Genomic DNA, 19,619 nt, shown 5'->3' on the forward strand with positions numbered 1-19,619 from the left:
CGGGAAATAACATTAAATAGAGGATAAAAATATCATGTTAATTATCATTAAATTAATAATTAACAGTGCAGTATTTACATGTTTTACCAATAAGTTAACGCAAATGAGTGAAAGTAAGTACTAGATAAGTAAAAACCTTAGATAAATGGAGGTGGAAATGTGATTAGCGTAATTGGCTATCCTTACTGCCACGCCGATTATAGCCACTAAATGTAGATTGTTTTTTATCTAATTCATTTTGGCAGTTGATACAGAATTTTACGCCGAGTAATGCTAAACGGCGAGCCTCAGGAATTGCCTCACCACACTCTTCACAAAACTCGGCACTTTCACCTGAGTGCAATTGGCGACGAGCTTTCGCTACCGCATCATCAAGAGTGGCATCAATTTGTTCTTGAACAGCATCTTCATTTGCCCAACCATTTGCCATCATTCACCTCTGCTTGATTAAATATTGACCTATATACCAATATAGAGGCGAGAAAATTTAATTCAAGGGCAATTATTACTCTAAAGATAATGTCATATAAATGTGGTCCATTCCCTCTTCATCATACATTTCTCCCTCAGTTTGGTACCCCAGAGTATGGTAAAAATCAATGGCAGTATATTGCGCTGAAAGAGCGATTTTATGGTAATGATGAGAACGGCCATATTGCTCTACAAATTTCATTAATTCACGTCCTAACCCTTTACTTCGGTGTGATTTTTGTACTGCGACACGGCCAACTTTGATAAGATTGTCTTCAAGTAGTACACAACGTAATACCGCAGCTGGCTGCCCATCTAAATACAAAACGACATGTAATGCGGACTCATCATATTCATCGACATCGATATCAGCGGGAAACCCCTGTTCTTGAGTAAAAACTTGTTGGCGCAGGTTGAAAGCATCAGTAAGGAGTTCTGGGTTTGTGTACCCCATGCTATGTTTAATTTGCATTAGTTTTCCTGGTAGCTAGCGAATAAGAAACATAATTATATCGTGGAATGGCGGAAGAGTTAGGTGGGTTTTGTTGTCTTTTTGCACCAAATAAGAATGCAGGCATTTAAAGCCCACATTCTTGAAGGGAACTGAGCGGAAAATTATTTTTTATTGGTTTCTGCGTCATTTTCTGCTTTGAGTGATTCCGTTTTTTCTTTCATATCGGTTGCGACTTCGTCAGCTTTATTAATCGCATCCGTTTTAACTTCTTGGCTCAGTTCTGACGCATTTTGTTTTAACTCTTCAGCTTTATTTTGTGCATCTTTCGTTAATTCATCAGCTTTTTGTTCACCATCTTCTTTTAATTGCTGGGCTTTTTCTTCAGCTTGTTTAACGGTGTCACTTGGTTTGGATGAGTCATCACAACCTACGATAACTGTAACAATTCCCGCGAAAAGAAGTGAAGTGATGAGTTTTATATTCATAAACATATCCTTAGCACGATGCTGGTAAAAATGTTATTAAAGCTCAATATTGGCATAATCGCCAATGTGTATATTTAACTATAGTTGAAATTAAGTGAGTTATAAAATAATTAGGTAACAAACTGAAATCGTTATTTTTTTTGATTGTAAACTCAAGTGAATGCTTTTTTTTGGAAAGTCATCTCTTGTTCCATGCTATAGAGTTATAAAATATAGAAAATCAAGCTAAACTGATCGAACTTATTATTAAATAAATAATGAAAACAAATGTATGGCTTAGATAACAAAGGAATAGCATTATGGCGTACTATTATTCGTTGATTATTTTAAAATTTATTATCGGTTTTGCCATTGTTATCACTCATATGAATCTATCGGGAAAAACGCAGCTTTCCCAAATGACTCCTATTGATTTTATTGGTAATTTTGTTTTAGGAGGTATTATTGGAGGGGTGATTTACAGTGATACTATCCCATTGTACCAGTATGTGACTATTTTAATTATTGGTGTTTTGTTTATAAGCTTTTTGAACTTTTTAACAAAAAGATTTAATTTTTTTCGTAATGTGGCCATTGGTAATCCCATACCTATCATTAAAAAAGGCCAATTTATAATGGAAAACATCTTAGAAAAAGCCAATAAGATAGACCTCATCAATATTTCATCTCGAATTCATGCACAAGGCATTCATTCCTTTCAAGAAATTTATTATGCACAAATAGAACCTGATGGGCAGCTAACCATTATTTGTGATGAAAAAAATATGCCATCAGTGATCCTGATAAAAGAAGGGGTTATTAGAAGCTATGGTTTGGAATCTATCGAAAGAGATGAAGCTTGGTTAATGCAGCAAATTGAATTACAAGATATTGAATCAATAAACGATATTTTCTTAGCTGAATTTTGGCGTGGTGAAGTCACGTTTATTTTGCGGGATGGTAAAATAAACCGCAAGGGAGCACAGCATCTGAAAGTTATAGCTTAAATGAATAGGTCGGTGAAATGCAGATAACATTTCACCGACAGAGACCTAATTATTGTTTTAAATCATCATAAAGCATTAATGAGGATTTATTATCTGGGTCACCAATATAACGAGGTTGAGGTTTAAATGCCTCATTAAACAGGCTTTTTTCGGGCTCAAACCCAGTATAGTTTAAACCTGCTAAATCAGACCACGCGTAGATAAAGTCCATGTTACTGAATGGTCGGGTTGTTTTATCATTCAAATCAAATTGATGAGTTGATAGCCACTCAGGTGATTGCCAAACTAGGAAAGGCACATTATAAATGACCTTACTTGGCTTACCTTCACTACGCCCTAACATTTCATGAGGCGGGGTATCATAAACATCTTCACCATGGTCTGAGAAAAACACCAGAAAACCATTTTCTTTTGAAGAATCAAAGTCCTTGATTAATGTTGAAACAACATAATCGTTATAATGTTGTGCGTTATCATAAGCATTATAATCTTTCACTTCGTCATCATTTAGGTTAGCGGGAACCACGCTGTCTTTATCTTTGAAAATGGCTTTATCTTCTGGGTAGCGGAATTCATAGCGCATATGTGTTCCTAACAGATGGACAACGATAAATTTCTTTTCTGCTGGGTCTGCAAGCGCTTCTTTGAATGGTGCAAAAACCACGTCATCATAGATACGTGAGCTTTGAGCCATATCATTATTCAAATAATATTGCTTATCTGTTTGGCGAGAGAATGCCGTTAATAAGGTGTTGCGTTCAGTCATCGTCTGCTGGTTAGTGATCCAAAACGTTTTAAAGCCCGCTTGCTTCATCATGTTCATCATAGAAGGGCGCGAATTGAACAGTTCAGGCTCAGTTTGTGTCGCAAACGTCAGAATTTGTTGTAGTGCTTCAATAGTATAAGGTCGCGACGTCACAACATCATTGAATACGGATAAATTAGCAGGATAATCCCTTGCAAGTTCATCTAACTCAGGTGTCGTTGGGCGTGAATAGCCATATAGGCTCATTCTATCGCGGCTGGTGGACTCACCTATTACTAATACAAATGTGCGGGGTGTATCACCGTTTGCATCGACAAAGTTTTCTAATGGTGGAATTTTACTGTTGTCGCGGATTAATTCCTCCATGTTTGCTAGCTGGTTTTTATATAAAAAGTAACCACTCACAAACTGCCATGGCGCAGCGTAGGCGAGTTTACTATTTAAATATGATGCGACATTGGCCATTGGTCGGTCTTGTTTAATACCTTTGTTATAATAAGGAATACCGAACAAAATAACTAAAATTAACAATGAAATACCGATTCGCCCTGACTTTGGCAGTGTTACCGGTTTTAGACGTGTCCATAGAAAAATTGCGACTACAGTATAGGCGAGTATGACACCTAAGACTTTGAAGCTAAAATATTGTTTAAGGAATTCGCCTGCTTCATTAGTATTGGTTTCAAACATCACAAACATGACACTTTGGGATATTTGATGCCCATAAACCACAAAGTAGGCGAGGGCAACTACCGAAGAAAGCCATAAAACAATACCAATTAGTCCCGCAACTAACTTAACTTTTTTAGGGAACAGTAGGGCAGGAACCAGCCAAAGAGAGCTATAGAGTAGTGAATCTCTTAGGCCAATAGAATTACTTTGCCCTGTTACGAGCACATACAGTTGTAATAGTGATGAAAAATACCAAAAGTAGATTAGTAACCAGAACAGTGAGGTCCAGCTAAATTTTTCCGAGTGTGTAGTGTTACTCATAGGTTTTTAAACTCTTGTTTTCTATTATTGTTAAATCGAATTGAAAAATAATTGAGAAATCGGTTTTTAGATATAAAGACGTAGTTTAAGTTCCAAAATATATTATCTATAAATAATATTTCCTTAATAATCATATAACCGTTTGTTTACTAGTGTTTTTTAAAAGCTGTTTTGTTCGCTTGGAATTGGGCAGCTATCGTGATATTCAATTATAGACGATGTTTTGCTAGCCATTGTTAAAATAGTAAAATGTCCAATTAGCATTTGTCATCGTCTTTACGCCATTGGTACTATCCTTTGATATATTTATGGTATATAAGAAAATTTGACGAATGCATCAATGAAGGGTGAGAGCAATACATGTTAGATAATTCATTTGTGGCTTTTTTAAAATCACCCCTATCAATCAGGGTGTTGCTTTCATTGCTAATTATTATTGATGGCGCAATGATTTTAAAGCCTGTATTAAGTGCTTATACCGACTACATTGATTGGCGCGAGTCAGGGCTAACACAGTGGTTAAAATCACTCGGCTTTATGAAGTTACTGGATATTCCTCGTTTTTTATTGGGAATTTCACTGATTTTCCTATCGCTATTTATGGTTAACGGAGCCCGTATTGCTTGGGTGTTCTCCTTATTTTTACTTGGGATTATTTCATTTGTTGACCTGCGGTTAACACAAGAAAACATACATCAAGGTTATTTTTCCCTCTTTTTATTGGTTGCTTTGTGCCTTTTTTGGAAGTTGTATCATCACCATAGCTTAACCAGTGCCGGGTTTGTGGCAATAACCTGTATTATTGCATTATTGCTGTATTCTATTTTTGGTACTTTATATATTGGTGATGAATTTTCACCAGTGGTTAAAGACGGCACAACGGCCTTTTATTTTGCTTTAGTTTGCATGACAACGGTCGGGTTTGGTGACATTGTTCCGGTTACAGTGGATGCGCGTGTATTCACGGTGACGGTGATTATTTTAGGAATTACAATTTTTACCACTTCAGTGGTTTATATTGTTGGGGTGTTAGCGAAAGGTACGAAAGAAATTGTGCGTAAGAGGTTTTCTTATATGAAAAATCATTATGTGGTGATTGGTAGCACATCAATGGCTGTCAATGTCTATCAAGGGCTGAAAAAACGAGAGCTGCCGGTGGCTGTGATTTGCCAAGAGAACCATCGCAGTCATTATCCCGAAAAAGATAATATTGTGACCGGTGACCCAACCAGTTCCGAATTGCTCGCCGCTGCTAATGTTAAACACGCAAAGTGTGTGTTAGTGATGACAGATAGCGATTCGCTCAGTACTTTCGCTTTATTGGGAGTGAAAGAGCAAGCAGGGGAAGGTAGCTCGGTAAAAACAGTGGTGCTAATTAACCAAGAAAGCAATATGGATAAAGTTCGCTTACTTAAACCTGATATGTTGTTTTCATTATCTACGCTAGGTTCAGAGGTTTTGATGCAAGTGCTTTGCGGTGAAGCAATATCGAGCGACTCTATTAGTGATATGCTGTTGAACAAAGTTGCAAAAAGCTAACCTTAAAATAAAAATAACGGGAATTGTGCTTCATGCTAAGTGCTCAACAAGTGAGTTGCCATCGGCAAAATAGGGTGTTATTCCATCAACTTGATTTTATAGTGCAACCTAGTGAAATCTTGCAAGTTGAAGGGCCAAATGGAGCAGGAAAAACGACCTTGCTACGAATGATGGCTGGGTTATTAAAACCTGATGAAGGGGCGGTCTGTTGGAATAATCAATCGATTGATAAACTAAAAGAAGAATTTACTCGTCATTTACTTTATTTAGGCCACAAACCAGCGGTTAAATCATTATTAACACCTTATGAAAACCTCAAATTTTATTACCAAATGCACCATAAAGGGCATGAAGGTGAGCGTATTTGGTCTGCTTTAGAGGAAGTTTCGTTAATTGGTTATGAAGATATTCCTGTTAGCCAACTTTCTGCTGGGCAACAACGGCGTGTTAATTTAGCGAGGTTATGGCTAAGCGAAGCCCCTCTGTGGATACTTGATGAGCCTTTTACCGCAATTGACGTGGCGGGGGTTGCTCGTTTAACAGAACGTTTTCATCAGCATGCAGAGCAAGGGGGGATTATTTTGTTTACCTCCCACCAAGCGATGTCAGGGCAATTTGGTTCACTAAAACTGACGGGCGGGGTTGAATCATGTTTTGGTTATTAATTAAAAGAGAGCTTAAAATTGCGTTCCGAGGTTTTTCTGAGCTCGTTAATCCGCTATGGTTTTTCTTAATTGTTATCACACTATTTCCCTTGAGTATTGGTCCTGAACCTCAATTATTAGCGCGCATTGCGGTTGGGGTGTTTTGGGTTGCGGCCATTTTGTCTTCACTATTATCACTAGAGCGTTTATTTAAGGATGACTACCTTGATGGCTCCCTTGAGCAACTGTTACTCGCACCGCATCCTTTATTTATCACTGTATTTGCGAAGGTGATTGCCCACTGGTTAGTCACAGGGCTGCCCTTGATCTTGTTATCCCCTGTTGCGGCATTAATGTTGTCTTTTAGCGCAGACACACTATTTGTATTAGCAGGGACATTATTATTGGGCACACCTGTATTGAGTTTTATTGGGGCGATTGGTGCAGCATTAACCGTTTCCTTAAAAAAAGGCGGTGTCTTGGTGAGCTTGCTTGTTTTACCGCTATATATTCCTGTGCTGATTTATGCAACAGGTACGATGGAAGCCCACAGTTTTAAAATGCCTCTCGATGGCTATTTTGCCATTCTTGCCGCGTTATTTGCCGCCAGTATTACTTTTTCTCCTCTCGCTATCGCCGCTGCGTTGAAGCTTAATATTAGCAATAGCTAATTATTTTTCTCTCGTCAAAATAGATAACAAGAGCAAATTAATTTTTGCCTTGTTATCTATTGTCGATTCAGAATTGAAATATAATAATTACTTATACATTTAACGGGTGTTTTTTCTTAAGATTTCATTTTATTCAACTAGTTAATGGGCTTTATTTGTGTTTTTGATACAAATAAAGGTAAGTTTTATAAAAAATCGCATTGAACTCAAATAATTTATTTAAATTGCTACCGTTTTATATTGTTTATTACAAAAAATATTTTTATGTTAAATTATAATCATAATATATGAAGTTAGATGAGTTATAAAAAAGCTTAAATGAGTGTGATTGTAATTTGACTTAAGGTGTGTGATGTTTCGTATATTACTTTATCTCAAACCAATACAATTAATAATTCTAATGATTTTAAAACGTAATTTTAGCTATAGATCGATTTTGCTTACCTTTTGTCTCCCTATGGTAGCCAAGCGGGCGGTGGTTCACTGAGTCTCAATGCCAGCAAAACCGAGATGCACAGCGATTACCAATCGGTGGATAAACAAACTGGCATCAATGCAGGCAAAGCCAGCAACACCACTCATACAGCGGTATCGGAAGGTGAGATTGTTATTTGCGATAAGGCAAATCAGAAACAAGATGTTACTGATTTAAGTCGATATACAGACAATGCCCATGAGAAGCTGAATATGATTTTTGATAAAGAAAAAGAACAGAAACGGATACCCATCTAAATGGGTTAAAATTGAAAAGCTAATAATGAATAAGAGTAAAAATATAGTTTATTTTTAATAATAAACATCTTTAAATAATCTAGGTTCATCAAAGCTAATAATATTCATGAATAAAAATCCAATGTATAATAAAAAACTAAAAGTGGTTTATGTATCGTATGGTTTTTAAAAGTTAATATAGCGAGTTTATTCTTGCTATTTATTATGAATCATATTGTTATGCTTTATTGTGATAAAATGTTAAGTTGGTTTATTGTTCTTAAATGAAAATAATCAAATGCCAAATAATACTAAATAATTAATGGACAAAAGGTGACTTATTATCTAGTGTATTGTTCCAATATGTTAGTTTAGGAAAAAATCACAAAAGGTAGCATATAATGTCGAATATTTTATCATTAGATAGTGATAATTTCTCGAGTACACTTTACCCCCTAGAGCAAGATGAGCAACAAACTGTAGTTGTTTATTTTTCGGCTTCTTGGTGTTTACCGTGTAAAAATATGTATCCTATTTTTACTAAGCTTTCTGAGTATTTTCAAGAAAATAACATCGATTTTGGTATTGTTGATATTGCTCAATCGCCCACTTTAGCTCCTCGATATGGTATAAAATCAGTGCCGACAATTGCGGTTTTCCAAGATACTCGGTTAATCGATATTATTGCAGGAGAAGTACCATTTAATAGGGCATTAATGGTATTGGAGAAAACGCTCGGTAAGCGTTAATATTCAGCGAATATATTTAATAATAATGATAAGACATTCATAATGTTAATACTGATATTAGAAGGGCTATTGATAGGCTGTCTACTAGGTTTAACGGGAGCGGGAGGTGGAATTCTTGCTGTTCCTGCTTTAATGGCAAGCCAAAATTGGAGTGTAGCATTAGCAGCACCTGTAGGGCTTTTAGCTATTACAATAGCGGCTTTTATTAGTGTTATTCAAGGGCTTATAAAAAAGAATATTCGCTATAAAGCAGCTATTTGGATAGCGCTATTGAGTATTCCTTCTGCTAAGTATGGTATTTACCTTGCCCATATTGTTCCTCCAGTTTGGTTAACGCTTATTTTTAGCCTTGTTATGCTTTATGTCGGGGGACGTATATTTTTCAATCGGGGTGATGAGCAAAATGATGCACATTGTTTAATTAATACAGAAACTGGGAAATTTATTTGGAACACTAAAACAGCGTTAATCTTTGGGGGAATTGGTGTCATTACAGGATTACTTACTGGCATGTTAGGTGTCGGTGGTGGTTTTATTATTGTTCCTGCATTGCGAAAATTCACTAATTTGAATATGAAGAGTATTATCGCAACATCATTAATGGTTATCTTCTGTATTGGTAGTATTAGTATTTTTATTAATGTCTGGAATGGGTTTCAATATCCTAAAGAAATTAGCATCGTTTTCATTGCTTCATGTGTTGTTGGCTTATTAATTGGTCGATTAATAATGCATTATATTTCTAATAAAGCCATTCAAATACTATTTTCAAGTGCTGTTATCTTTGTTGCCTTAGGGTTGATTTCATCAGTATTGATTGAATTTAATGTCATTTGAAATAGGTTTTAAATATCACTTATTAAATAAATTTTTATAATTCATGCAGTGTGTCACTATTTTTAATGTTCAATCATTTATTCTTCTTTAAAAAAGTAAATTTGATTTATCTTCAAGCTCAAAAAGGTATAATGAACCATCGCATTTTTCTACCCTGATAATAGTGAAATGGATTGCTAATATACTCTTCTGGGTAATCATTAAAGGTTGACTAGTATAATTATGACAAAACAAGATAGCTCAACAACGATAATTGATATAGCTAAACGTGCTAATGTAACTGATATTACAGTCTCTAGAGCATTTAATCATCCTGAGATGGTAAAGAAGGAAACTCGAGATAAAATATTAGCGATAGCACAAGAGCTCAATTATGTGCCAAATCTTTTTGCACGTAATCTGAAAAACAAAAATAGCCGCATAATAGGTGTGGTTACTGATAGCACATTTAACCCATTTTATATCGTACTGATTCAAACAGTCTCACGCTTAGCGAAAGAAAAAGGCTATCAAGTCATGATTTTTGATTCAGATAGTGATGAAAAAGCAGAAAAAACAGCAATCGAAACATTAGTCAGCTACAAAGCGAGTGGGATCCTACTATCGCCAGTTCGTGATGATAAAGACTATCAACCAAGTTACTTATCATTAATTGATCAACATAATGTGCCTTTAGTTTTTGTTGACCGTTCAATTTATGGTTATCAAAATAAGTATTCAGGGCTGTTTTTGAAAAACTTTGAAATTGGCGCTTTAACAGGAAAATTTCTTAACCAGCAGAATAGTGAAAACACACTGATTGTTTCAGGGCCAGAAGGATCTGAAATTAGTTTGTCTCGTTTAGCGGGTATATATGAAAATTTTCCAAATAGAAAAAATATTAATGTCTTATACAGCAGTTATATGTTTAATAAGAATGATGAAGATTATCTAAGAAAAAAAGTTCAAGAGCTTTATACACCAAATATGTATATTGTTGGGTTGAATGGAATTATCACGGCAGGGATGTATAAAATTATTTTAGAGCTAGGCCTTTCTTGCCGTTATTTTTCTGTAGATTTACCACCCTATGCAGATACTTACCATTTATCTATTTCTGGTGTACACCACGATTCAGTATATCTTGGTGAATTAACAACTGAGTTATTGTTTTCTGAAATAGAGCGAGATTCACATAAAGATCATAAAACAAAACAAATATTTGTTGATGGGAAACTTGTTGTTTATTAATAAGAGTTAGAAAGAAAATCCGTTATGATTTATATACTCTAAAGAATTCGAGTCATATATGAACACAGTCAACACCCATGCAACTTGAAGTATGGCAATTATAGATAGGCAGGTAATGATACCTGCCTATCTTAATGGCGATGAGGTATTATTAATTTAGCGTTTCATTGAGCTAATTAAGGTAGCGCCCCAAATAATTAAACCTTTTACAATATATTGAACATAAGGTGAAATACCTAATAAATTTAAACCATTATTAAGTACGCCTAAGATCATTGCGCCAATCAGTGTGCCAATGATCATACCACGGCCTCCTGCAATTGAAGCGCCGCCGAGTACGACCGCAGCAATAGCATCTAACTCAAATCCTACCCCTGCATTGGGTTGCCCACTCATTACTCGAGAGGTAAATATTAACCCAGCGAATGCAGCAGTAAAACCGCTAATGACGTAAACTAACATTTTATAACGTTCAACGCGGATACCACTCAGGCGTGCAGCTTCTTCATTACCGCCAATGGCGTAAATATAACGGCCAAAAGAGACATGATTTAGTACAACATAGAAAATAAGATAAAGGCCAAGCATTAATAAAATAGGAACTTGAATTCCCATTAATTCTTCGCGTCCCCAAAAAGCAAATTCTTGAGGTAACCCTGACACTGGGTAGCCACCGGTATAAATTAAGGCTAGCCCTTTAGCAATAATCATGGCGCCTAAAGTGACAATGATTGGTGGCATTTTACCATAAGCGGCTAAAATTCCATTAATGAAGCCAAAAGCAACACCGGATAATAAGCCCAGAGCAATTGCGGCGTAAGGGTCCATTCCATAATATTTCATTAAGCCAGCCATCAAGGTTCCAGAAAGCGCCATAACAGCACCAACGGACAAGTCAATTCCACCTGTTAAGATAGCAAATGTCATACCAATAGCGATGATGGCATTAATAGAGACCTGACGAGCAATGGTCGAAAGGTTATTTACAGTTAAAAAATGTTCATTAAAAATGGACATGCAGACAAATAAAAGAATTAAACCAACAAGTGGTAAAAATGCAGGTATTTTTGTTAGCTTAGAAAAACTAAATTTATTTTTAGTTAATGGAATTGCACTTTGATTAGACATAGTCGTTATCCTATATAATATTGCCGGCCGCATGTACCATGATCTGAGTTGAGTTTATTTCGTCTCCAGTTAACTCAGCAGCAATTTCACCATCTCGAAAAACCAAAACTCTATCACTGACACCAATAACTTCTGGTAGCTCCGATGAAATCATAATAATGGAAATTCCTTTTTCAGTTAGAGAGCGCATTAACTGATAAATTTCTGATTTTGCCCCAACATCAATACCTCGGGTGGGTTCGTCGAAAATAAGAATTTTGGCTTGTTTATTTAGCCAGCGAGCAATAACAACCTTTTGCTGATTTCCACCACTTAAAGTAGAAACCGCGGTGTGAGGTTCTGGTGTTTTAACTTTTACTTGGGAAATTAAATCAATAGATAAAGTGAGTTCTTTTTTATTTTGAATTAAAAATAATTTTTGAGCATGATTGTTTAACCATATATTTTCTTTAACGGAAAAGGGCAATACAAGGCCTTGAGTTTTTCGGCTTTCTGGTAATAAACCGATACCTAATTGCAATGCAGCCGCAGCCGATTTAACTTTAACTTCTTTGCCTTCTAAAATAACTTTCTTCTTATATGCTTTATCAGCACCGATCATGGCAAGAATAGTTTCTGTGCGACCCGATCCCACCAACCCCGCAAGCCCTAAAATTTCACCTCTCTTTAATTGAAGGTGGTTAGTTGGGCTATATGAGAAACGCTGAACTTCTGCATCTAAGATGACTTCTTGCTCGTTGAATTGGCGTTTATGAGGATAAATATTCTCAACTTCACGACCAACCATCATTTCGATAATAACGTCTAAATCTGTTTCATCGACCTTACGCGACCCTATATATTGTCCGTCACGTAGTACACTGATGGTGTCACAGATTTCATAAATTTCTTCTAGATGGTGGGAAATAAAAAACATTCCAACCCCTTTAGCTTTTAAATCACGCATTACATCGAATAAATGGTTTGCTTCATTGGGGGTTAATGTCGCAGTTGGCTCATCTAACACTAAAATTTTAGCATCCAAAGACAGAGCCTTTGCGATTTCAACAAACTGTTGCTCTGCGATACTTAAATGGCTAATAGGTTCATCAATATTGATGTTTACACCCAGCTCAGCTAGGATTTCCTGCGATTTTTTTCGCATTAATTTTCTATCTAATAAACCAAACTTATTTTTTAACTCTCGATTTAAAAATATATTTTCAAAAGCGTTTAAATAAGGAATAAGAGAAAATTCTTGGAAAATAATACCTACGCCAGCTTTAATGGCATCTCTGTAGTTATGAAAGGTGTGTTCTTTGCCTTCAATCAGAATTTGTCCGCTATCAGGTTTATGTATTCCACATAACACTTTCATTAGCGTTGATTTACCTGCGCCGTTTTCACCTAATAATGCGTGAACCTCCCCTTTTTCTAGGGAGAGATTAATATTATCTAACGCCTTAACCCCAGGGAAAGTTTTACTGACATCTTTTAATGCTAATAATTGCATCATATTGCTTCCCTATATTTCTCAACTGCCTAAAAATGGGTAACAAAGCCATTTGGAATTTTTATTCCAATATGCATTTAATAATTAATATTTATGAAAATGTATTGCACCGAACATCAGAAATACAGGTGCAATACATTGGTTATTGATAACTAACTATTACCAGTGAAAATCTTTAGCATTGGTTTTGTCGATCAATTTAACATCAATTGGGACTTCTTTAGGGACATTGGCACCCCAGTATTTTGCTAAGCCCATAGCTAAACCAATACGAACTTGGTCACGAGGGAATTGCGCTGAAGTAGCAATAAATGGAGAGTTACCTTTGGCAATTTCAGCAACCGCTTCAGGAGAACCGTCAACACTCACTAATTTGACATCACGACCAGAGGACTCAATCGCTGCTAACGCACCTAAAGAACCGACATCGTTAACACTGAAAATCCCATTTAGCGTTGGGTTTGCTTGCAACATATTTTCTGTAACGTTCATTGCAGTATCACGTTCTTGTTTACCGTTCAATTTAGTTACGATTTTGATATTTGGATATTCTTTCATCGCTGCTTCAAAACCACGAACACGCTCAAGAATTGGCACAACAGGAATACCATCTAAAATTGCCACTTCGCCTTTGCCGCCTAATGCTTCACCTAAACGTTTACCTGCCATTAAGCCAGCATCATAGTTTTTAGAACCAACAAAAGAGTCAATTGGGCCATTTGCTTGAGCATCAATGGCGATAACTACAACTCCCGCTTTTTTCGCTGCCAGTACAGCCGTTTCCGCACCAACGCTATCTGCCGGGTTTATTAACAGAATATCGATTTTTTTCTGTAACATATCTTCGATATCACTGGTTTGTTTTGATACATCATGAGCCGCATCAGAAATGTATAGTTGTGCGCCCATATCACCCGTTGCGCTCTCTAAGGCTTCCTTCATGGTGACAAAATATTCATTGTTTAATTCTTGAAATGACATGCCCACTGAAACTGGCTTAGCGGTAGCGTTAAATGCCATACCTAAAGTCAGTACACTTGCAGCGACAGCTAACTTTTTAAATTTACTCAGCATAAGATGTTCTCCTAAAAGAGCGTTTAATTATATGTAGGGTTTTTACTTATTTAGTGTTTATTTGAATTATCAATTATTACTGCCAGTTAAAACATGTTTATGGCTTGATGACGACTTTAATTGAGTCTGCCGATTTCGCCATGACAAAGGCTTCTTCCCAATCATCGATGGAATAGAAGTGAGTAACGATATCATCAGCACTAACTAAGCCACGGCTAAATAGGTCAATAGCGACTTCATAACTATATGGCCCTAAGTGAGCACCGCGGATATCGAGTTCTTTGCGGTCACCAATGATTGACCAGTCAACTGTTGTTTCTTTACCAAACACGCTGAATTCCACGAAACGGCCAAGTTTGCGGATCATTTCTAGCCCTTGAGTAACACCGATTGGTGCACCCGTTGCTTCAATATAAACGTCACAGCCATAGCCTTCAGTCATATCTTTGACTAATTTAATCGCATCTTCTTTCAGTGGATTGATAACGACATCTGCACCAAATTTTTTTGCTAATTCAAGGCGCTCATCAATCGCATCAATGACAACCAATTTTTTCGGCGTTTTTAATTTTGCGACTTGGATCATGCACAGCCCTAGTGGGCCTGCACCTGCAATGACGACGACGTCATTTAAATCAATATCACCACGGCGTACAGTGTGGATAGCACAAGCCATTGGCTCAATTAATGCGGCATCTTTATCAGATAGTTCATCAGGGATTTTATGAATAATGGCGCGTTCTGAAAAACGCATATATTCAGCCATACCACCGTCGGCAACTTCTTTTTGGAAACCGTAAATATCATGGGTTTCACACATCCAGTATTTGCCAGACTTACAGAAACGGCACTCCCAGCAAGGGACTATCTGTTCTGCTAAGATGCGGTCGCCGATTTTCAGTTTGAATTTTTCAGCGGAGCCTTCACCGAGCTCTGCAACGCGGCCATAAAACTCATGGCCAGGAACTACTGGGGCTTTGATCCATGGGTCATCTCCCCAAAACATTTGAGCACCATCGTTGGCTTTACAGTCGCCAGCACAGATCCCGCACCCATCAACTTTGATGACAACTTCTCTAAATCCTGGCGTTGGTCTTTTAATATTTTCAAAGCGATAATCATGTGGGCCATGACAAACAACTGCTTTCATTTTTTCAGGTAGGTTACTCATGTTCTAAGACCTCTTTCTAGTTGTTAACCCTAATATTGACGTCAACATTAAGCGTTTTTTTATAACGCATTTGCTTTAGTTTTTTAACGCTTAACTATCAATATTGATATGTATGTAAGAAAAATGGTTGTTTAATGTTATAGATAAAATAAATTTTTTTTAATATGACGACGTCGTCATTTTTGAAAGTAAGTATCTTAAAAACTAAAATTTGTGATTTAAGCCCTAATTTTAGTCACTTAATTGAGTACTTTCATTGGGAAATGAGACTGCCGAAACTGACTTTGTAACATGATGAAAATCATAATAAAAATCTTAATTCATTCCTTACTCTGTTTTTTTAAGAAATGAATATGAAGCCGAGTATAATTATTTTAACTATTTTCAGAAGTGAATATTTCATGCAAAAACATTTCAGCTCACACTTTTGAATGAAAACAAATTTAAACTACATTTAATAAAGAGATATTGAGTGGTTAACAGGACATTATTTTTAATTTATAAAATTTAATTTAAAAAATTAAATAGAGTAATGAGTCATTTTGATACGTTGCTATAATATTTTCTTTGCAGATATATCTATAGGTATTAAAAAAATAGCTTTATACCTTGTAATTGTATTTTGCCAATTAAGCAAAGTATAAAGCTAAATAGAGCCAAAGTTTAACTTCATTTTGTCAATAAAATCATTTCGTTATATTCTAAAGGGGTGAGGAGACCTCACATCCTAGTGTTAGACAATCATTGGTGCAATGATAAAACCGAAGGCGACACCTGCAATAATTCCACCTAGCCCTGGTAGCATAAAAGGGTGATTTAAAATATATTTTCCAACCCGAGTAGACCCTGTAGAGTCGAATTCAATGGCTGCTAATGATGTTGGGTAAGTGGGTAAGACAAATACCCCGGTGACGGCGACAAAAGAGGCTAATATTGCCCATGTCGGAACATCTAAGGCAATGGCTAATGGAATAATTAACGGTGTTGTGGCACCTTGTGAATATAGCAAGGCACAGGTTAAGAACAGAACTAAAGCCAATAAAATAGGATATGCAGATAATACATCTCCTGCGATGGCCTTAATTTGGTCCATATGGGCATCAACAAAAGTAGTGCCTAATGTCACGATTCCGAGGATCACCGCAAGAGAACTCATTCCTGAGCGGAATGTTGGTGCTAGTACAATGGAATCCGGTGATGTTTTACAGAAAACTACCATCAAACATGCTGCACTTAGCATACAAATGATGATGATATCTCGTGTTCCCATCGGCTTACCGATATCAAAACCAGGACGTAATTGTGGGAATGCAGCGAGGATCACGATAGCAATAGTGGCAATAATGAATAGAACAACAGAGAATTTTTCTCTCGTTGTGCTCTCGCCTTTTTTCTCTTCGTACTTATGCACTAAGCCTTTTTGTAAACGTTCTAAATAGACCTCATCGTTTTCAAGTTCGCAGCCTTGACGCGATGCAATAAAGGCAGCAACCATAGCAGCAACAAAAGAGGCGGGTAAACATACTGACATGACAACGATAAAAGTGATGCCGTTACCTTCCATAATTGTCAACATCGCAGCCATTGCTGCACTGATTGGAGAGCCAGAAATAGCAATTTGTGAGGCAACCACTGAGCCTGCTAATGTTCTTGATGGCCGGATACCCGAATCTTTCGCAATTTCCGCTATAACAGGCAGCATAGAAAACACAATGAAACCTGTACCAGCCATGATAGTCATCACCCAAGTGGTGATTGGTGCGATTATATTTAAATACTTAGGATTTTTACGCATAAATTTACTGGCTAGGCGTACTAGATAATCCATCCCACCAGCAGCTTGTAATGCAGAAGCTGCTACCACGACCGTCATAATAATTAAAATAACATCAACAGGGGGTGATCCAATGGGTAAACCAAACCCGATGGTTAATACAGTTAATCCTAATCCACCACAGAGTCCTATACCTATTCCGCCCATGCGAATGCCAAAGAATATTGCACCTAATACAACAATGATTTCTAGCCAAACCATAATCGTCTCCAATAGACAATATATTGTCATTAGTAATATTGAAAAATTAATTTTTGATAATTGATATAAGTTAAATATTTTTATTTATCATTAAATTTTGTTTTCCGACTCTGTTTTCATACCAGTGAATACTTGCTCTGACTAATGAGCTGGTTGAGTCGATATATTTATCTGGATAATTATTTATTTCATTTGCAAGAATGACGGGGACTTCAGTACAGCCAAGAACAATAACTTCAGCTCCTCGAGAAAATAATATCTCAGCTTGTTTTTTCATAATGGACTCAGCCATCTTTTTATTTCCTGACTTTAATAAATAAATGCTTTCCATTACATTTTCTTGGCTTTTTTTATCAGGAGTAATGCAATTTAAATAATTTCTCTCTATATTTTTTTGGTATAACCCCATATACATGGTGGCATTTGTTGCAAGTAATCCGATATTTTTTTTCTTAGTTGCTAGTACCTCTTTCATTGTCGTTTCAACGATACTTAGCATATCGACGTGGCAAACCTCTTTCAGTTCACTAAACCAAAAATGTGCGGTATTACAAGGTATAACAATGCATTCGGCACCTGCATTTTCTAGCTTTCTCAAATAGTCAGTCATTAAAGGTAGAGGAGATTCACCATGGTTTAATAGTGCGTCCGTTCGGTCTGGTATATCAGGAATAGATGATATAATTAAAGGAATATGCTCTTGGTCTCTATTTACCACGGTATAATTTACGAATTTATTAAATAAATCGACAGTAGCGGCAGGCCCCATACCACCTAATACACCAATTAAGCCTTTCATTTTAATACCCCTGCATTTCATTAGTCTTTTTATAAAATAAAAAACAATAAGCACTTATCTTTATTAATTTATTTAACATATACTTTAATGTTAAAATGGTTATTAACTTATTTATAACTGCCTAGCCTGTGGTTAATATTTATCAATGTTTATCTAAAATGAGAAATGCAAGTAAGTATGGTTTGATGCAAGATATGCATTAAGAGTTTTTATTCAAAATAAAAGCATTTTTATAAATGGCTCTGAAAGCCTGAATAGACTGGGCTCTATGGATTAAAAAAATCAAATGAAATTAATTTTTGATTTTTGTTAATGTTTTAAATGGTAGGGCTATGCATAATACAAATAACGCCACTACAAATTTAGTTTGATTATTTAACCAGTCATTAACTTAAAATATCAATAAAAATACTTTTGATTTTTTATATTTTAACAGCAAGTCAATTTAAGGCTTAATAAGATGAAAAATATAGAAACAAAATGGCTATATGATTTTTTAACACTAGAATCGTGCCGACATTTTTCTCATGCAGCAGAACAGCGAAGTATTTCTCAGCCCGCATTTAGCCGTCGTATTAAAGCTTTAGAGGAAGCCATTGGCGTTGAATTATTTGATAGAACGACGTCCCCTTTACAGTTGTCTGAAGAGGGCAAAATTTTTCATTCTCAAGCGCGTAGTTTATTACAACAACTGGAATGTAACTTAAATGAATTATCCGGCCATAATGTATTGAGCCTACCGAATATTAAAATTGCTGCTGCTCATTCGTTGTCGTTAACATTGCTCCCAAAATTAGTTCACGGGCTGTCTGGTTACGGTGGAGAATTTGTTTACCATGTTGAGGCTATTGATGTCGTACAAGTTGTGAACACATTGAGAGAAGGGAAAAGTGATTTTATTATCTCATTTTATGATGAAGATTTAATGCAATCACCATTTTCCTCATTGAATGTATTTGAATCTGAATTATACCCAATTTGTGCAGCGGATGAGCAGGGTAAGCCGCTATTTGATATCTATCAACCTCAAGTGCCATTGTTGAATTACACCAGTGCTTCATATATGGGAAGATTAGTTAATCGTCGGTTAAGTGAGTTTGGTGCGATCAATTCAAAAACACTTTTTATGTCATCAATGAGTGAGTTACTAAAAAATATGGCTTTGGATGGCCATGGTATAGCATGGTTACCCATTTATTCTGTAGTGAATGAATTGAAAGAAAAAAAACTTGTTTGTTTGGATACACCCGAATTAACGATACCTATCCAAGCGTATATCTACCGCATGGATACACGGCTAAATAAAACCGCAGAGGATTTTTGGCGTATTTTGAAAAAAAATATTCCAGAGGATTTACGGAATTTATAGTGGGAAAAGGTAATT

At 36.2% G+C, this 19,619-nt stretch carries 19 protein-coding genes; 9 read left to right on the plus strand and 10 right to left on the minus strand.

The genetic code is table 11. From position 1 onward, the window contains the following. Positions 1–163: 163 nt before the first annotated feature. The 3 genes from FVA72_RS04290 to FVA72_RS04300 form a co-directional block, all read right to left on the minus strand. Positions 164–430, minus strand: coding sequence for a DksA/TraR family C4-type zinc finger protein (locus FVA72_RS04290; RefSeq protein WP_096864748.1), 267 nt, complete (start codon positions 428–430; stop codon positions 164–166). 75 nt (positions 431–505) lie between these two features. Then, positions 506–943: a GNAT family N-acetyltransferase gene (locus FVA72_RS04295; protein ID WP_004905264.1), complete on the minus strand. Its 438-nt coding sequence runs from the start codon at positions 941–943 to the stop codon at positions 506–508. 143 nt (positions 944–1,086) lie between these two features. Beyond that, positions 1,087–1,410 carry a hypothetical protein gene (locus FVA72_RS04300; protein WP_036958543.1) on the minus strand — a complete coding sequence of 108 codons (324 nt, stop codon included), beginning with the start codon at positions 1,408–1,410 and terminating at the stop codon, positions 1,087–1,089. A gap of 299 nt (positions 1,411–1,709) precedes the next feature. On the opposite strand from FVA72_RS04300, the gene FVA72_RS04305 reads away from it, so the two are divergent. Continuing rightward, the gene (locus FVA72_RS04305; protein ID WP_004905262.1) at positions 1,710–2,396 is read left to right on the plus strand and encodes a DUF421 domain-containing protein; all 687 of its coding nucleotides are present in this window, start codon (positions 1,710–1,712) and stop codon (positions 2,394–2,396) included. Positions 2,397–2,445: 49 nt separating this feature from the next. On the opposite strand, the gene cptA is transcribed toward FVA72_RS04305, so the two are convergent. Further along, a complete protein-coding gene (gene cptA, locus FVA72_RS04310; RefSeq protein WP_036958542.1) occupies positions 2,446–4,155 on the minus strand; it encodes a phosphoethanolamine transferase CptA in 1,710 nt (569 codons plus the stop codon). Positions 4,156–4,515: 360 nt separating this feature from the next. On the opposite strand from cptA, the gene FVA72_RS04315 reads away from it, so the two are divergent. From FVA72_RS04315 to FVA72_RS04345, 7 genes are all read left to right on the plus strand, one after another. Beyond that, complete coding sequence (locus FVA72_RS04315) at positions 4,516–5,694, plus strand: ion channel (RefSeq protein WP_110592363.1); 1,179 nt, start codon at positions 4,516–4,518, stop codon at positions 5,692–5,694. A 32-nt stretch (positions 5,695–5,726) separates the two neighbouring features. Beyond that, positions 5,727–6,359, plus strand: coding sequence for a cytochrome c biogenesis heme-transporting ATPase CcmA (ccmA, locus tag FVA72_RS04320; RefSeq protein WP_004914240.1), 633 nt, complete (start codon positions 5,727–5,729; stop codon positions 6,357–6,359). Further along, complete coding sequence (ccmB, locus tag FVA72_RS04325; protein WP_004905254.1) at positions 6,344–7,009, plus strand: heme exporter protein CcmB; 666 nt, start codon at positions 6,344–6,346, stop codon at positions 7,007–7,009. The genes ccmA and ccmB overlap by 16 nt, the downstream gene beginning before the upstream one ends. Before the next feature lie 447 nt (positions 7,010–7,456). Next, positions 7,457–7,741 (plus strand): hypothetical protein, encoded by a 285-nt coding sequence (locus FVA72_RS04330; RefSeq protein ID WP_004905253.1) that lies wholly within the window; start codon positions 7,457–7,459, stop codon positions 7,739–7,741. Between the two features lie 380 nt (positions 7,742–8,121). Further along, positions 8,122–8,469, plus strand: coding sequence for a thioredoxin family protein (locus FVA72_RS04335; RefSeq protein WP_004905250.1), 348 nt, complete (start codon positions 8,122–8,124; stop codon positions 8,467–8,469). A gap of 42 nt (positions 8,470–8,511) precedes the next feature. After that, positions 8,512–9,306 (plus strand): sulfite exporter TauE/SafE family protein, encoded by a 795-nt coding sequence (locus tag FVA72_RS04340; protein ID WP_004905249.1) that lies wholly within the window; start codon positions 8,512–8,514, stop codon positions 9,304–9,306. A gap of 222 nt (positions 9,307–9,528) precedes the next feature. Beyond that, complete coding sequence (locus FVA72_RS04345) at positions 9,529–10,536, plus strand: LacI family DNA-binding transcriptional regulator (protein WP_004905247.1); 1,008 nt, start codon at positions 9,529–9,531, stop codon at positions 10,534–10,536. A gap of 156 nt (positions 10,537–10,692) precedes the next feature. On the opposite strand, the gene FVA72_RS04350 is transcribed toward FVA72_RS04345, so the two are convergent. The 6 genes from FVA72_RS04350 to FVA72_RS04375 form a co-directional block, all read right to left on the minus strand. Beyond that, complete coding sequence (locus tag FVA72_RS04350) at positions 10,693–11,664, minus strand: ABC transporter permease (RefSeq protein WP_004905244.1); 972 nt, start codon at positions 11,662–11,664, stop codon at positions 10,693–10,695. 10 nt (positions 11,665–11,674) lie between these two features. After that, positions 11,675–13,159, minus strand: a complete 1,485-nt coding sequence (locus tag FVA72_RS04355) for a sugar ABC transporter ATP-binding protein (protein WP_094963062.1) — start codon at positions 13,157–13,159, stop codon at positions 11,675–11,677. Positions 13,160–13,315: 156 nt separating this feature from the next. Beyond that, positions 13,316–14,176, minus strand: coding sequence for an ABC transporter substrate-binding protein (locus FVA72_RS04360; protein WP_370661211.1), 861 nt, complete (start codon positions 14,174–14,176; stop codon positions 13,316–13,318). Positions 14,177–14,327: 151 nt separating this feature from the next. Continuing rightward, complete coding sequence (locus FVA72_RS04365) at positions 14,328–15,401, minus strand: erythritol/L-threitol dehydrogenase (RefSeq protein WP_004905239.1); 1,074 nt, start codon at positions 15,399–15,401, stop codon at positions 14,328–14,330. A gap of 733 nt (positions 15,402–16,134) precedes the next feature. Then, positions 16,135–17,436 carry an anaerobic C4-dicarboxylate transporter gene (locus FVA72_RS04370; protein ID WP_110592362.1) on the minus strand — a complete coding sequence of 434 codons (1,302 nt, stop codon included), beginning with the start codon at positions 17,434–17,436 and terminating at the stop codon, positions 16,135–16,137. 70 nt (positions 17,437–17,506) lie between these two features. Further along, a complete protein-coding gene (locus FVA72_RS04375; protein ID WP_110592361.1) occupies positions 17,507–18,235 on the minus strand; it encodes an aspartate/glutamate racemase family protein in 729 nt (242 codons plus the stop codon). 460 nt (positions 18,236–18,695) lie between these two features. Here FVA72_RS04375 and hypT point away from each other — a divergent pair, with 460 nt between their 5' ends. Further along, positions 18,696–19,604 carry a hypochlorite stress DNA-binding transcriptional regulator HypT gene (gene hypT, locus FVA72_RS04380; RefSeq protein ID WP_004905229.1) on the plus strand — a complete coding sequence of 303 codons (909 nt, stop codon included), beginning with the start codon at positions 18,696–18,698 and terminating at the stop codon, positions 19,602–19,604. The last annotated feature ends 15 nt before the right edge of the window (positions 19,605–19,619 follow it).

This window comes from Providencia sp. PROV061, assembly GCF_011045655.1.
Classification (GTDB): Bacteria; Pseudomonadota; Gammaproteobacteria; order Enterobacterales; family Enterobacteriaceae; genus Providencia; species Providencia hangzhouensis.

Excerpts from the sequence above, each read along its gene's own strand:
- FVA72_RS04290 (WP_096864748.1), bottom strand. The coding sequence starts at position 430 with ATGGCAAATGGTTGGGCAAATGAAGATGCTGTTCAAGAACAAATTGAT.
- FVA72_RS04295 (WP_004905264.1), bottom strand. The coding sequence starts at position 943 with ATGCAAATTAAACATAGCATGGGGTACACAAACCCAGAACTCCTTACT.
- FVA72_RS04300 (WP_036958543.1), bottom strand. The coding sequence starts at position 1,410 with ATGAATATAAAACTCATCACTTCACTTCTTTTCGCGGGAATTGTTACA.
- FVA72_RS04305 (WP_004905262.1), top strand. The coding sequence starts at position 1,710 with ATGGCGTACTATTATTCGTTGATTATTTTAAAATTTATTATCGGTTTT.
- cptA (WP_036958542.1), bottom strand. The coding sequence starts at position 4,155 with ATGAGTAACACTACACACTCGGAAAAATTTAGCTGGACCTCACTGTTC.
- FVA72_RS04315 (WP_110592363.1), top strand. The coding sequence starts at position 4,516 with ATGTTAGATAATTCATTTGTGGCTTTTTTAAAATCACCCCTATCAATC.
- ccmA (WP_004914240.1), top strand. The coding sequence starts at position 5,727 with ATGCTAAGTGCTCAACAAGTGAGTTGCCATCGGCAAAATAGGGTGTTA.
- ccmB (WP_004905254.1), top strand. The coding sequence starts at position 6,344 with ATGTTTTGGTTATTAATTAAAAGAGAGCTTAAAATTGCGTTCCGAGGT.
- FVA72_RS04335 (WP_004905250.1), top strand. The coding sequence starts at position 8,122 with ATGTCGAATATTTTATCATTAGATAGTGATAATTTCTCGAGTACACTT.
- FVA72_RS04340 (WP_004905249.1), top strand. The coding sequence starts at position 8,512 with ATGTTAATACTGATATTAGAAGGGCTATTGATAGGCTGTCTACTAGGT.
- FVA72_RS04345 (WP_004905247.1), top strand. The coding sequence starts at position 9,529 with ATGACAAAACAAGATAGCTCAACAACGATAATTGATATAGCTAAACGT.
- FVA72_RS04350 (WP_004905244.1), bottom strand. The coding sequence starts at position 11,664 with ATGTCTAATCAAAGTGCAATTCCATTAACTAAAAATAAATTTAGTTTT.
- FVA72_RS04355 (WP_094963062.1), bottom strand. The coding sequence starts at position 13,159 with ATGATGCAATTATTAGCATTAAAAGATGTCAGTAAAACTTTCCCTGGG.
- FVA72_RS04360 (WP_370661211.1), bottom strand. The coding sequence starts at position 14,176 with ATGGCATTTAACGCTACCGCTAAGCCAGTTTCAGTGGGCATGTCATTT.
- FVA72_RS04365 (WP_004905239.1), bottom strand. The coding sequence starts at position 15,401 with ATGAGTAACCTACCTGAAAAAATGAAAGCAGTTGTTTGTCATGGCCCA.
- FVA72_RS04370 (WP_110592362.1), bottom strand. The coding sequence starts at position 17,436 with ATGGTTTGGCTAGAAATCATTGTTGTATTAGGTGCAATATTCTTTGGC.
- FVA72_RS04375 (WP_110592361.1), bottom strand. The coding sequence starts at position 18,235 with ATGAAAGGCTTAATTGGTGTATTAGGTGGTATGGGGCCTGCCGCTACT.
- hypT (WP_004905229.1), top strand. The coding sequence starts at position 18,696 with ATGAAAAATATAGAAACAAAATGGCTATATGATTTTTTAACACTAGAA.